At 31.1% G+C, this 14,343-nt stretch carries 10 protein-coding genes; 4 read left to right on the plus strand and 6 right to left on the minus strand.

The window, feature by feature from the left end; genetic code table 11:
- Positions 1-72 precede the first annotated feature (72 nt).
- The 4 genes from AC2TEO_RS16560 to AC2TEO_RS16575 form a co-directional block, all read right to left on the minus strand.
- Positions 73-207, minus strand: a complete 135-nt coding sequence (locus AC2TEO_RS16560; RefSeq protein ID WP_299682990.1) for a hypothetical protein — start codon at positions 205-207, stop codon at positions 73-75.
- Positions 208-412: 205 nt separating this feature from the next.
- A complete protein-coding gene (locus tag AC2TEO_RS16565) occupies positions 413-1,060 on the minus strand; it encodes a DUF3164 family protein (protein ID WP_442265886.1) in 648 nt (215 codons plus the stop codon).
- Positions 1,061-1,077: 17 nt separating this feature from the next.
- Positions 1,078-1,329: a hypothetical protein gene (locus AC2TEO_RS16570; RefSeq protein ID WP_299682996.1), complete on the minus strand. Its 252-nt coding sequence runs from the start codon at positions 1,327-1,329 to the stop codon at positions 1,078-1,080.
- A complete protein-coding gene (locus tag AC2TEO_RS16575) occupies positions 1,304-1,468 on the minus strand; it encodes a hypothetical protein (protein WP_299682998.1) in 165 nt (54 codons plus the stop codon). Before AC2TEO_RS16575 ends, AC2TEO_RS16570 begins: the two co-directional genes overlap by 26 nt.
- A gap of 492 nt (positions 1,469-1,960) precedes the next feature.
- On the opposite strand from AC2TEO_RS16575, the gene AC2TEO_RS16580 reads away from it, so the two are divergent.
- On the plus strand, positions 1,961-2,671 hold the full coding sequence (locus tag AC2TEO_RS16580; protein ID WP_442265887.1) for a S24 family peptidase: 711 nt from the start codon (positions 1,961-1,963) through the stop codon (positions 2,669-2,671).
- A gap of 136 nt (positions 2,672-2,807) precedes the next feature.
- Here AC2TEO_RS16580 and bglX read toward each other — a convergent pair whose 3' ends face one another.
- Together bglX and AC2TEO_RS16590 are read right to left on the minus strand one after the other, a co-directional pair.
- A complete protein-coding gene (gene bglX / locus AC2TEO_RS16585; RefSeq protein WP_442265888.1) occupies positions 2,808-5,018 on the minus strand; it encodes a beta-glucosidase BglX in 2,211 nt (736 codons plus the stop codon).
- Positions 5,019-5,238: 220 nt separating this feature from the next.
- Positions 5,239-6,111, minus strand: coding sequence for a helix-turn-helix domain-containing protein (locus AC2TEO_RS16590; protein WP_442265889.1), 873 nt, complete (start codon positions 6,109-6,111; stop codon positions 5,239-5,241).
- Between the two features lie 234 nt (positions 6,112-6,345).
- On the opposite strand from AC2TEO_RS16590, the gene AC2TEO_RS16595 reads away from it, so the two are divergent.
- The 3 genes from AC2TEO_RS16595 to AC2TEO_RS16605 all read left to right on the plus strand — a co-directional run bounded on the left by AC2TEO_RS16595 (position 6,346) and on the right by AC2TEO_RS16605 (position 14,343).
- Positions 6,346-9,381, plus strand: coding sequence for a SusC/RagA family TonB-linked outer membrane protein (locus AC2TEO_RS16595; RefSeq protein WP_442265890.1), 3,036 nt, complete (start codon positions 6,346-6,348; stop codon positions 9,379-9,381).
- A gap of 29 nt (positions 9,382-9,410) precedes the next feature.
- On the plus strand, positions 9,411-10,949 hold the full coding sequence (locus AC2TEO_RS16600) for a RagB/SusD family nutrient uptake outer membrane protein (RefSeq protein ID WP_442265891.1): 1,539 nt from the start codon (positions 9,411-9,413) through the stop codon (positions 10,947-10,949).
- Positions 10,950-11,136: 187 nt separating this feature from the next.
- Positions 11,137-14,343 carry a VCBS repeat-containing protein gene (locus AC2TEO_RS16605; RefSeq protein WP_442265892.1) on the plus strand — a complete coding sequence of 1,069 codons (3,207 nt, stop codon included), beginning with the start codon at positions 11,137-11,139 and terminating at the stop codon, positions 14,341-14,343.

A 14,343-nucleotide genomic window follows, 5' to 3' on the forward strand; every position in this document is an offset into this window, starting at 1 on the left:
ATAAATGGAGGTTTGTAGTAAAGTTTTAAAAGACTGTGAAAGTTTTATTTACACAGTCTTTCGAGTTGGTTTTTAATCTTTTAAAATAATTGTTTTATTATTCAATCTTTTGTATTTAGCGCCTTGACTAAGTTTGTCTTTTTCTATTTCCTTAGCAAGTTTTAACGCTTTCTTTCCTTTCTTTTTTAAATAATTTTGAGATTCCATAGATTTTATTGAGAGTTATTTTTACTGTTTTTTTCTTCTAAAAGAAAATGAATTACTATTGCGCAAATCATAATCATAGCTGTATTAGCTTGAATTTTTAGAAGCATACTCACGTCAATCGAGGTTAGTTGTATCAAAACAACTGTAATCAGTAATGTAATACAAGAAATACCAATTACAATAAGCCTGAAATTTTCCATAAGGTTTACAAACTAGAGAATTGAATGTTAATGTCTTTCCACTTATTGTTTTCATCTCTAGTCTTTACGCGACAGTATTTAGAAGACCCGGAAACACGTTGGCAATCACTTAATTTTTCAAATTCTTCAATTAGTTTTTCGTCTCCCATATCTTTAACTTGTTTACGAGCTTTTGCTAATAACTTTGGATCATATTCACCTTTGTTTCCTTTAATTAACAAGCCATCTAAAATGTTGTATAAACCTTTGTTTCGGTTTGCAAACTTATTTTTAAAGATTTCTTTAATAGCATTAATATGAACATTAGCTTCTTCTGTAAACTCTATACGTTCTTGATAATCTACAGTAACCATTATATTGCCTTCTTTGTTTTTTCTAGAGAATGATTTTACTTCTTTTGGTTGTCTTCCGTTTAAATTATACATTTCTTTATACAATCTATTTGCTTCTCTAATGGTTTCGTCTTTAAGTTGTTTTAATTGATTAGAAAGAATCGCAAATTTTTCAGCTGTTTTACTACAAAAGTTTTCATTTTCTTTTTCTAATTGAGCTCTTTTGTTTTGATAAATTAACTTTCTTTCTTGTTGTTTTTTTGCTAAAGCAGCTACTAATTGATGTTCAGTTAATGTGTCGAGGTTAATCGCGGCATTCATAAGCTTTTTTTTCTTTTTTAAATTATTTCAGGTTTAATCCAGTTTTCTTCTATAATGCAATCATTAATATCTAATACCTTATCGTTTACAATTTCGCTAACAGTATATTTGGGTTGAGAGCTTTGCCCGTCCATTACCCTAAACCATGAAGCTATTTCGAGATTACAGCAAATTCCCTCTCCAATAGTCATAATTTTTTGTTCGTTTCTACTATAAGCAATAGCGTTTCTTAATTCTTTAATTCTATTTTCTATTTCTCTTAATCTCATTTTTTTGGTTTTTTTTAAGTTCTAATTCAATTTCATTTTTATCCTTTAATAATGCTGCATAAATTTCATCATCAAAGTTCTGAGCTAGCATGAGTTCGTATTCCTCTATGCGTTTTTGGAGTTTTTTTTGTGTTTTCATACATTTTGTTTTTAGTATAACTGTTTTTTAAAAGGAAGTTTTTCATAGAATATTTTTTAAGTGATAATTTTCTTCTTTTTTCATTTGTGTTTTGTTTTTGTTTAATTTGAATCTCTTTTACTTTTTATAATTTTTTATTATAATAATAATTCAACCTGTTTTCTTAGTATTCTTGGAAGAATTGATTAAAATGATAATTTTCAATTATTTTTACTTTAAAATCTTGTTTTAGTGATTTTTATTTCTTTATATTTGTTTAGTTGATTATTTCATGACAAATATAGTTGATAATTTTCAATAAAAAAACTTTAGGAAGAAAATTATTTCTTTTTTTTATATTAAATTTTATTTTTTTTGATACTTCCCCCGAGAATTCCTGAATAAATTAGAGTAAAGTTTTTAAGTGTAATTTTAAATAGCGCTATATTGGCTTATGGATAAGTAGGGTTATGTTTGTTCTTAAAAGTTGAATATGAATAAAAGTAAATTATTATGGGTACTATAGATAGAATAAAGGTTTTGGCTGATCATGAGAATATTAAAATTACAGCTCTTGAAAAGCAAATAGGAGCAAGTAAAGGTGTTCTAAGTAGAGCTTTTAATAATAAGACAGATATACAAAGTAAATGGTTGACTAAGATAATTGAAAATTATCCCCATTTTGATTCTTTGTGGTTGTTAACAGGAAAAGGTGAGATGTTGGTTAAGTCTGATTTGGTTGTAGATAGTGAGGTTGTAGCAAACAATGTGTTTAAATTAAAGACAGATCATGCTATTGGTAAGCAATCAGTGCCGTTATATAATGTAGAAGCGGCTGCGGGTTTAGTGGAGTTGTTTCAATCTCATGGCGATACTCAGCCTGTTGGGACTTTAAATATTCCTAATTTGCCTAAATGTGATGGGGCGGTTTTTGTGACTGGAGATAGTATGTATCCGTTGTTAAAAAGTGGTGATATTGTGGCGTATAAGCAAATTTATGATTTTCAATCAGAGATTTTTTGGGGTGAAATGTATTTAATATCGGTAGAGGTTGCTGGTGAAGAATTTATAAGTGTGAAATATATCCAAAAATCAGAAAAAGGTGAAGATTATATTAAGTTAGTGTCTCAAAACAAGCATCATCAACCTAAAGATATTAACATGTCTAAAATTAGGGCTATGGCTTTGGTTAAGGCTTCTGTTAGAATGAATTCTATGGCTTAGTTCTGGTGATATAAAAACCCACTCATTAAAAAATGAGTGGGAAAATTGCTATGAAAAAGAAAAGTACAGAACGTCTTCCGTACTGTACTTTAATGTAAGCATAAATTATGCCAAAAACAAATTAATTTAAATTTTCTTATTCAGTGAGTTCAAATCCTTTTTCAAGAGTTGTGGTTGAGCTCCCTCCAATGAAAACTAGAAATTTTCCAGCTTCTATTACGTGTTCTCCTTCATTGTTAAAAAAACCAAGTTCTTTTTTTGACAAGTTAAACTCAATAGTTTTGCTTTCTCCTTTTTTTAAGTTAACTAATTCAAAACCTTTTAATTCTCTTACTGGTCTTGTTATACTTCCTACCAGATCTCTTATGTATAATTGAACGACTTCTTTTCCGTCAAACTTACCTGTGTTTTTTAAATCTACAGTTACTTTTACGGTGTCTTTAATGTTGAATATTTCTCCGTGAACTTTTAAGTTGCTGTATTTAAATGTAGTGTAGCTTAAACCATGTCCAAATGGGTATAGAGGAGTGTTTTTAGAGTCGATATAATGAGACCAAAAAACATTAGGTTCTTCTTTAGGTCTTCCTGTGTTTTTGTAGTTGTAGTATATGGGGATTTGTCCAACATTTCTTGGAAAAGTCATTGGAAGTTTTCCGCTAGGATTGTAGTCTCCATAAAGAACGCTAGCAATTGCATTTCCTGACTGAGTTCCTAGTTGCCATGTTTCTACAATTGTAGGGATATTTTCATCAGCCCATTCTATAGTTAATGGTCTACCGTTGGTTAATACTAAAATAATATTTTTGTTTGCTTTATAAACTTCTTCAAGTAATTCTTGTTGTAGTCCAGGTAGGTTTAATTCAGTTCTGCTTCTTCCTTCGCCACTTTGGAATCCGTGTTCTCCAAGAACTAGAACAACTACATCTGCATTTTTAGCGGTGATAGCAGCTTGTTTAATTTCTGAACGATCTGTTGTGTTTATTTTTACTTGCTGGGTAAAAGAAGTTTTTTCTTCTGTTAAGTTTAGGCCTTTTTCAAATAAAAGTGTATTTCCTTTATATTTTTGCATTCCTTCAAGAACAGAAACGGCAGTATTGTCATCGGAGCCTAATCTCCAACTTCCTAAGGGGCTGTTTTTTTCGTCTGCTAATGGTCCGATTAAGGCTATCTTTTGTCCTTGTTTCTTAAGAGGAAGTAGGTTGTTTTCGTTTTTTAATAAAACAATTGATTTTTTTGCAACGTCTAAAACAGCATCATGATGTTCTTTGTTTCCAATGTTATTTTTTTCGTTTTCTGGATCACAATATTTGTAAGGATCATCAAATAGGCCTAATTCAAATTTAACAGTTAAAATTCTTCTAGTGGCATCGTTTATTAATTCTTCTTTAACGATGCCATCTTGAACTAATTTAGTAAGTTCTCTAATATAAACGTAACCTTCCATGTCCATGTCAGATCCTGCGATTGATGCTAGTTTTGCTGCTTGTCTTTTGTTTTCCGCGTGTCCCCAGATAATGATTTCATTTATCGAGGCCCAATCGGATACTACAAAGCCATTAAATCCCCATTTATCTTTTAAAATATCTCTTTGCAAGAATTTACTGGCTGTTACAGGAACTCCATTAAGTTCGTTGAAGGAGTTCATTAGTGTTTTTACTCCACTGTCAACGGCAGCTTTAAAAGGAGGTAGTACTGAATTGTAAAGGGTAGAAGTTCCAATGTCTACGGTGTTGTAGTCTCTTCCAGCTTCCGAAAATCCGTATGCAGCAAAGTGTTTTGCACATGCTGCTATTGTGTTATTTTTAGATAAATCGTCTCCTTGGAAACCTTTTACTCTAGCTTTCGCAATTTTTGATCCTAAATAAGGGTCTTCTCCAGCGCCTTCCATAACTCTTCCCCATCTAGCATCTCTAGAGATGTCGACCATAGGGGCAAAAGTCCAGTTGATTCCAGAAGCAGAAGCTTCTATTGCTGCTATTCTCGCTGATTTTTCAATGGCTTCTAAATCCCAGCTTGCTGCTTCGGCAAGAGGTATTGGAGCTAGTGTTTTGTATCCGTGAATTACATCGAATCCTATAATTAAAGGTATTCCTAATCTTGTTTCCTCCACAGCTATTCTTTGTACTTCTCTTACGTTTTCGGTGCCTCTTACATTTAGCATAGATCCTACCCATCCTTTTTTAAGGTGTTCAAACTTAAGTTTAGCTGTTCCAGCTTCGGGTACTGGACCTGTAACATCCCAAAAACCATTGTATTGATTCATTTGACCAACTTTTTCTTCAAGGGTCATTTTAGAAAGTAAAGAATCTACTCTTTCTTTTATAGTTTCGTTTTTAGTATCAATCATTGAGTTATTGTTTTTTTTGTAAGAACATCCAAAAAGAAATATAGAAGACATATAATATATTGTAGTTTTTCTCAGGTGATGTTTCATTGTGATCTGTATTTTTAGAAAAGTGGTGTAAAATTAAGCTACAAATCCATTAATTAATTTACTCAAATGATCAAAATTTGATATTTTTTTTAATTATTTAATATTTTTTTGTTATTTAAATGATGAAAAAGTATTACAAAACTTTTTGTATTCCGTTAAATTCTGATCTAAATTCACTTGGGGTGTTGTTTTTTATTTTTTTAAACATTCTGTTGAAGTTAGCTAGGTTGTTAAATCCACATTTATATGCGATTTCACCAACGCTTAAATCTGTTTCAAGTAAAAGTCTGCTTGCGTAGCTAACTCTTGTGTTATTTATATATGATACAAAGGTTTTTCCTGTTCTTTTTTTAATGAATCTATTGAAGGAGACTGGAGTCATGTTAACTAGTTCAGAGATTTCGTCTAAAGAAATTTTTCTACTGAAATTGTTTTGAACATACTCGTATACTTTTTTGATTTTTTCACTATTTTCAAAATCGTTGTAGTTTGAAAAAGATGTGGATAGAAGTTTTTGATTTCTAGAAATTGATAAATCATGAAGTATAGAAATGAATTCTAGAAAGTAGTCTATTCCAGATGTTTTAGGTAGTTCAAGTAGTCTAGGCATGATTTCTTTAATTGTTTTTTCGGAAAATGAAATGCCGTGAATAGATCTGTTGAGCATATCTCTTACTGATTTGAAAACTCTTCTAGATAGTAGTTTTTCGTCAAGTAGATCATTGTGTATGTGTATTGTTATTTCGTGTATTTCCTTTTCTTTACAGTTGTGTAGTTCCCAGCAATGCGGTAGATTAGGGCCTACAAGAACAAGTTCATAGTCGCTTATTTCTCCTATGTGATCACCTATGACTCTTCTTACTCCAGAGCCTTTGTGTATGAAGTTTAATTCGTATTCGGGATGAAAATGAATCGGAAAGTCAAAATCATCTTTAATTCTATAGTAAACTAAAAAGCTATCTGAGGGAGATAGTTGTGTGATTTCTCTGTGGATGTTTTTATTCATTTTGTAAAATTTTACGCTTGTTTTTGTATTGTTTGTAATTTTTATGGTTCAATAATATTAAAAAATTATTAATGAATGACAAAATTATATTAACGATTAGTTAATATTGGATATACTTTTGTGTTAAACAATAATTTTTGTAGCTAAAAGTGTATCAAAACATTTTGATATTATGTTAATTAATATGTTTTGAAATTGCTTTTTGATCAAAAAATGACCAAATTACTTATTAATATGAAAAAAAATATCTTTTCGTTTTTCTTGCTAACATTTATACTGATATCTACTTTCGGTCTAAATGCACAAAATGTAAATGGAGTTGTATCCGACAAATCCGGACCGCTTCCTGGGGTTAATATAATTGTCAAGGGAACCACTCGTGGAACTGAGACAGATTTTGATGGTAAATATTCGTTGAAAGATGTAAAACCTAATGATGTTTTAGTTTTCAGTTATTTAGGATACAAAACAATTGAAATTGCTGTAGATGGAAGAACTAATGTTAATGTGATTCTTGAAGAAGATACAAGTACATTAGAAGAAGTAGTTGTAGTAGGTTATGGAACTAAAAAGAAAAGTTTGGTAACTGGTGCTATTTCTAGTATAGATAGTAAAGAAATACAAAGTGTTTCTAATCAACGCGTAGATCAAGTTTTACAGGGGCGTGCATCAGGTGTAACGGTGTCTTCGTCTTCTGGTTCTCCAGGTTCACAGACTAAGATTCGTATTAGAGGTACAGGATCAAGTGGAAGTTCAAATCCATTATTTATTGTAGATGGAATGAAAGTGACTACAATTGACAATATTGCGCCATCTGATATTGCTAATATAGAGGTTTTAAAAGATGCGGCTTCTGCAGCTATTTATGGTACTGAAGGAGCTAATGGAGTAGTAATTGTAACTACCAAAAAGGGACGTGTTGGAGGTCCTCAGTTTTCTTTTAGTTCTCAGTTAGGTATGCAATACTTAAACACTAACATGGAATTAATGAACGCTGAGCAGTTCGTAACTTACATGAATGAAGGAGGAATAACAGCTGTAGTTGATAATGGTGTAGATACAGATTGGATTGATGAAACTTTTGATTCTGCATTTATGCAACGTTATGATTTTAGTATGTCAGGAGCGACAAAAAGTACTTCTTATTATTTTTCTGTTGGTCATACAGATCAAGATGGAATTGTAGGGGGAGATAACTCCAATTTTCAAAGAAATTCAATGCGTTTGAACATTAAAACAGATATAACAAATTGGTTAGAGTTTGGTGGAAATGCTAATGCTGCATTTATAAAGAGAAGAGGTATTTCTGAAAATAGTGATACTAGAGGTGTGATTCAAAATTTATTAATTATAGATCCTTTAACGCCTGTTACTTATGAGGTAGGAAGTGTTCCAGCAAGTGTAATACAAAGATCAAGAGATAATGGAGTACCAGTTTTAAGAGATAGTAACGGAAATGTCTATGGTTATCCAACTTATTCAACAGGAGAAGTTATTAATCCTGTAGCTTTTGCTAACTCAATTCAACAAAATTTAAGTAGTACAAGTCAATTTTTATCAACACTATATTTAAAGGCTAAAATAATTGAAGGGTTAAATTTTACAACAAGATATGGTGTTGAACAAAATTTATTTTTAAATAGTACCAATACAAATGCTTACTATGTAGCTTCTGAAGCGTCTAATACTCAGTATAATATTAGAGATTCTAAAGTTCGTTTTAGCAGATGGTTATGGGAGAATTTTGCATCTTATGAAAAATCATTTGATCAACATAATTTTAAAATTTTAGCAGGTTTTTCAGCAGAACAAAGTAGAAGGCCTACATTTACAACAAGATCATTATCTGCTCCAGTAAATTTATTTAGAGGTTTTAATCCTAATTCATCAGCATTTACATTTGATCCTAACTCACCTATTACTAGAACTTTTAGGGATAATTTAGTTTCAATGTATGGTCGCTTATCATATGATTTTAATGAGAAGTACTTATTTGAAGCTACAGTAAGAAGAGATAAGTCAGATAAATTTCCTTCAGCAAATAGAGCTGCGATATTTCCATCATTTTCTGCTGGATGGGTAATATCAAAAGAAGATTTTTGGTCTGATGATTTTAAGGTGAATTATTTTAAAGCCAGAGCTAGTTGGGGACAAAACGGAAACAAAGGTAATTTAGCAGGAAATTCAGATGTGATTGCAGTAACTAATGAAGATAATGGAGCTACATTAAGTTATTTAGGAAATGTAGGAGCTCAAATTACTGGTTTTGCAAATCCGAATTTAGTTTGGGAAACTTCAGAACAATTAGGTTTTGGTATTGATATAAGAGCTTTTGAAAGTAGATTAAATTTTTCTGCAGATTATTACCAGAAAACAACAAGAGATTTAATAGTGCTAGATGGTAGTTTGATCACTCCAGGTTCTGCTGGTTTTAATTCAAATTCATTTAATGCAGGTACAATAGTAAATAAAGGTTTTGAGTTCGAAATTGGGTATTCTGATACGACTTCAGGTGATTTTAGTTATCAAATTAATGCAAATATTTCAACTTTAGATAATGAAGTGACAGAAATTAAATTTTTACCAGACGGTACTTCTTTAGTTGGAGCAGGAGCACCACAAAATGATGATGGTGTTACAAGGTTTTCTGAAGGATTTCCAGCTTGGTATTTTTATGGATTCGAAACTAATGGTATAGATGCTACAACTGGAGAAGTTAATAAAGTAGATACTAATGGTGATGGGATTATTAATAATGCTGATAAAACTTTTATTGGCTCTCCGCATCCAGATATGTTATTCGGAGGTAATATAAGATTAGGTTATAAAGCATTCGATTTTAATTTACAGTTTCAAGGAACTATAGGGAATGATATTTTCGCAACATATCATCAACCTTCAAGACCAATAACAAATAAACCAGTTCAGTTTTTTGAGGGAAGATGGACTGGTCCTGGAGATACAAATGCTACTTTCCCTTCTGCAGCAAATGTTACATCTGCATATGACACAGATTTGGTTGTAGAAGATGGTTCTTTTATGAGAATTAAACAAATTCAATTAGGTTACACATTACCGGAAACTTTTGCAAATAAGTTGCATATGAATAGAGTAAGATTGTATGTGTCTTTGGATGATTTTTTCACTTTTACTGGGTATAATGGTTTAGATCCAGAAGTAGGTAACTTCAGTTTTAATGATACGGGGGTAGATAGAGGTTTTTATCCAACAGCGGCAAGAGCACTTTTTGGATTTTCAGTTAACTTTTAATCATTTTTAACAAAATAAAAATTAATTAAATGAAAAAAATAATTTTTGTATTAGCGTTTATTTGCTTAGGAATTATTGCATGTAGTGAGGATTTTACAAACAATCCTCCAGAGAATGTTCAAGATCTTGATACTTTCTTTTTAGAAGAAAGTAATGTTGAGCAAGCTGTTATTGGAATTTATGATCTAATGCAGTTTAATTATGCTAGAGATTGGCATAGTGCATTTTTAGTGAAATTATTACCAGGAGATGATGCAAATGCAGCCGGAGGAAATTCAGGTGATCAGCAACGATTACAAGATATTGATGATTATACAAATGTATCTACATCAAATTCTTCAATACAAAGTATTTGGGATTTGTATTATAGAACTATTGCATTATCTAACTTAGTTATTCAAAATTTAGATGGTAGTAGTTTAAGTAATAAAGATAGAGCAGCTGCTGAGGCTAAGTTTTTTAGAGCTTGGTGTTATTTTGAGCTAACCACAATGTTTGGTGATGTGCCATTACGTTTACAATTACCACAAGGTGCTGAAGATTTTGGTTTAGGTAAATCACCACGTTCTGAAATTTATGCGCAAATTAAAGCAGATTTAACAGATGCTATTCAGTTTTTACCATCAAAATCAGCAGTGTCAGATGTGTTTAGAGTTTCTAAAGGAGCGGCTGAAGCTTTAATGGGGAAAGTTTTAGTTTTTGAAGGAAATTATAATCAAGCTATTCCATTTTTTGAATCAGTAATAAACGATCCCTCTCATGATTTAGAAGCAACTCCAGCAGATGTTTGGTCTGTAGATAATGAATTCGGTCAAGAATCATTATTAGAATTAGGATATATTTCTACTACAGGAAGAGATTGGGGAAATATTGCTTGGGGAGGTAGAAACGAAAGTAATTTACATATCCAATTAATGGGGCCAAGAGGAGATGGGATTTTTGATGTGAATTCTATTGGTTTATTAAATGGTTGGGGATTCAATTTACCAACGAATAAATTAGCAATGGCATTTGATACTAGTGGTGATGTAGTGAGAAAAAGAGCAACTTTAATGACAGAAGCTGAGTTAATTGCAGCAGGTGGAGCAGTAGATGCTGGTTCAGCTACAGGAGGTGTAATTTGGGATTATGAAGGTGCTATACGTTTAAAGTACGCTACAAAATCTGAAGATACTAGTTCAGGAGGAGTTCGTGAATTAAATTATACTACAAATTTCCGTTTATTCCGTTACGCAGAGGTATTGTTATTAGCTGCTGAAGCATACAATCAAGCAGGAAATGACCCAGCTGCTAGAACTGAGTTAAATAAAATTAGACAAAGAGCTGGTTTAGCTGATATTGATCCTGCTACTTCTGGGAGTAGTTTATTTGATGCTATTGTGAATGAAAAATTCTTAGAATTAGCTCACGAAGGTCAACGTTTCTGGGATTTAGTAAGATGGGGAAGAGCAGCTACAGAATTAGCTGGTACTGGTTATACATCTAAAAACGATTTATTCCCAATTCCTCAAACTGAAATTGATAAGAATACTGGACTTACTGATGCAGATCAAAATCCAGGATACTAATTTTAATAAAATATCATAGCTGTAGATTGTATTTGAATTAATAATCTAAACTTAGTAAAGCAGTATGATTTTTCATGCTGCTTTATTAATTATTTATCTGTTATTTATGAGAAGTTTTCAGAGTTTTTTTCTTATTGCCCTTTTATTGGGATGCAAACCTCAAACTGAAAAAAAAATAAATTTTAAAATGTTTTCTAAGGTAGATTCTAAGGAGACAAATGTCAATTTTAGTAATGATTTAAAGGAAACAGAAAAATTTAATTACTTCACTTATACTTCTATTTATATGGGAGGGGGAATTTCTATTGGAGATATTAATAATGACGGATTATTAGATGTTTTCTTTACTGGAAATCAGGTTTCTAATAAGTTATATTTAAATAAAGGTGATTTAAAATTTGAAGATATTACTGATATTTCAGGGATTTCTGGAGATAATAGATGGTATACAGGAACTACAATGGTCGATATCAATAACGATGGTTATATGGATATTTATTGTTCTGTTTCAGGTATCGATGGTGATAAAAAAAATCAATTATTTGTCAATAATAAAGACAGTACATTCACTGAAAAAGCTGAAGAATATGGTTTAGCTGATACAGGAAATTCTGTGCAAGCTACTTTTTTCGATTATGATAATGATGGAGATTTAGATGCGTACATAGCTAATTATCCACGAGCACATCCTTCAACTTCAAATATGGTATACAAGCATCGTATGGAAAATATTAAACCTGAAGAATCAGATAGGTTGTATAGAAATGATGATGGAAAATTCACTGATATTTCTAAAGAAAGCGGAGTTCAAAACTATAGTTTTTCATTAGGAATTACAGCTTCAGATATTAATAATGATGGATGGACAGATTTATATGTTTCTAATGATTATAGTGTGCCAGATTTCTTGTACATCAACAATCAAGATGGAACTTTTAAAGAAGTAATTAAAGAAGCTACTTCACAAACAGCTTTTTATGGTATGGGAATCGATATTGCAGATATCAATAACGATGGTTTTATGGATGTTTTTCAAGCAGATATGGATTCTGATGACAATCGTCGTCAAAAAGCCAACATGTCTAGTATGAATCCAAGGTTGTTTTATGAAACAGTTTTATATGGTTTTCATTATCAGTATATGCACAATTGCTTACAGTTAAATTCTGGATATATTGAAAATGGAATTCCAAGATTTTCTAATGTTTCACGTTTAACCGGAACTTCTTCTACAGACTGGAGTTGGGCTCCATTATTTGCCGATTTTAATAACGATGGTTATAAAGATTTATATATCACAAATGGAACAAGAAGAGAAGTAAATAATAAAGATTTCTTTAATAGTATTGGTGATGAAAAATACGATAATCTTACCTTATTAGATAAAACAAAAAAAATACCAAGTGAGAAGATTGATAATTTTATGTTTCAAAATCATAACGGATTAGAATTTTCAAAAGTCAATCAAGAATGGGGAATTGAACATAAAGGTTTTTCAAATGGTGTAGCTTATGGAGATTTAGATAATGATGGAGATTTAGATTTAGTTGTGAATAATATTGATGAGGTTGCCACGATTTTTAAGAATAATGCTTCGGAAAAGAATAACTTCTTAAAAGTGAAACTTAAAGGAGATTATCAAAATTCTTTCGGAATAAACGCGAGAGTTCTCGTTTTTACTAAAAATCAAAAACAAGTTCAAGAGTTAACATTAACTAGAGGTTTTCAATCTTCAGTTGCTCCAGAATTATTATTCGGATTAGGAAATATTTCAAAAATAGATAGTGTAAAAGTTATTTGGGACACAAAAAATATTGAGGTTGTAAAAAATATAAAACCCAACCAAACATTATTTTTTAGTAAAGAAAAAGCTATAGCAAAAGTTAGTATAAATAAGGAAAGTGCAAACTTATTATTTACCACCAATCAAAAATTATCTGAAGAAATCAAACATTTTGAAAACGAACACGACGATTTTCAAACGCAAGTTTTGTTACCGCATAAAATGTCAACTTTAGGACCAGCTGTTGGAGTTGCAGATGTGAATAACGATGGTTTAGAAGATATTTATATTGGAGGTTCTTATGGAAAATCAGCAAAATTATTTATTCAAAACAAAGATGGTTTTCAAGAAGATAAAACCACAATTTTCAAAAAAGATGAATTATCAGAAGACACAGGAACTTTATTCTTTGATCCTGATAATGATGGGGATCAAGATTTATATGTAGTTAGCGGAGGTTACGAATTTTCTTCAGATTCTAAGAGATTTATAGATAGGTTATATATAAATGATGGAAATGGAAAATTCTTGAAATCGAAATCAATTCCAGAATTAAAAATTAGTGGATCTAAAGCGTATAAAATTGATTTTAATAAAGATGGAAAACAAGATGTTTTAGTTTTAGGAAGACAATTAGCAGGGAAATATCCAATGCCAACATCTTCTTTTATTCTCGAGAATACATCTACAAATACTTCAGTTCAATTTAATAATGTTACAGAAAACATCGCGCCTAGTTTTCAAGATTTAGGAATGGCAACTAGTGCTTTAGTTGTTGATTTTGATAATGATAGTTGGGACGATATTATCATTGTTGGCGAATGGATGCCAATAAAAGTATTTAAAAATAATAAAGGAAAGTTTGCGGATGTTTCCGAAAAATTAGGTTTATCAAAAGATACTACAGGTTGGTGGTGGAGTATCGCAAGTGGAGATTTTGATAACGACGGAGATTTAGATTTTGTATTAGGAAACAACGGATTAAACTATAAATATAAAGCTACTGAAGATGAAACTTTCGATATCTACATGAAAGATTTTGATAAAAATAGAAAGTCAGATATCGTATTAAGTTACTACAATAAAGGAAAGCAATACCCTGTAAGAGGAAGGCAATGTTCTTCTGAACAAGTTCCTGGGATTAAAAAGAAATTTAAAAATTATGATGAGTTTTCTAGAGCAACTTTAATTGATGTTTATGGGAAAAAGAATTTAGAAAACTCGTTGCATTACCAAGTAAAATCATTTGCCAGTATTTATCTAGAAAATAAGAATGGAAAATTCGAAATTAAAAAGCTTCCTGTAGAAGCACAGTTGTCGAGCATTAATCAAATTCTTGTAGATGATTATAATGGTGATGGTAATAAAGACATTTTAATCGCAGGAAATTTACACAATTCAGAAGTAGAAACACCTCGAAACGATGCAGGTTATGGATTGCTATTACATGGTGATGGAAACGGTAATTTAAATCCTGTTCCGGTTACAGAAAGCGGTTTCTTTACAAATGGGGATGTGAAAGATTTACAGCGAATACATATAGCAGGAGAAGAACACATAATTTCTATCAAAAACAACGATTACATTCAGTTTATAAAAGTTGAAAAATAA

The sequence above is a fragment of the Tenacibaculum aquaeponti genome, from assembly GCF_057221555.1.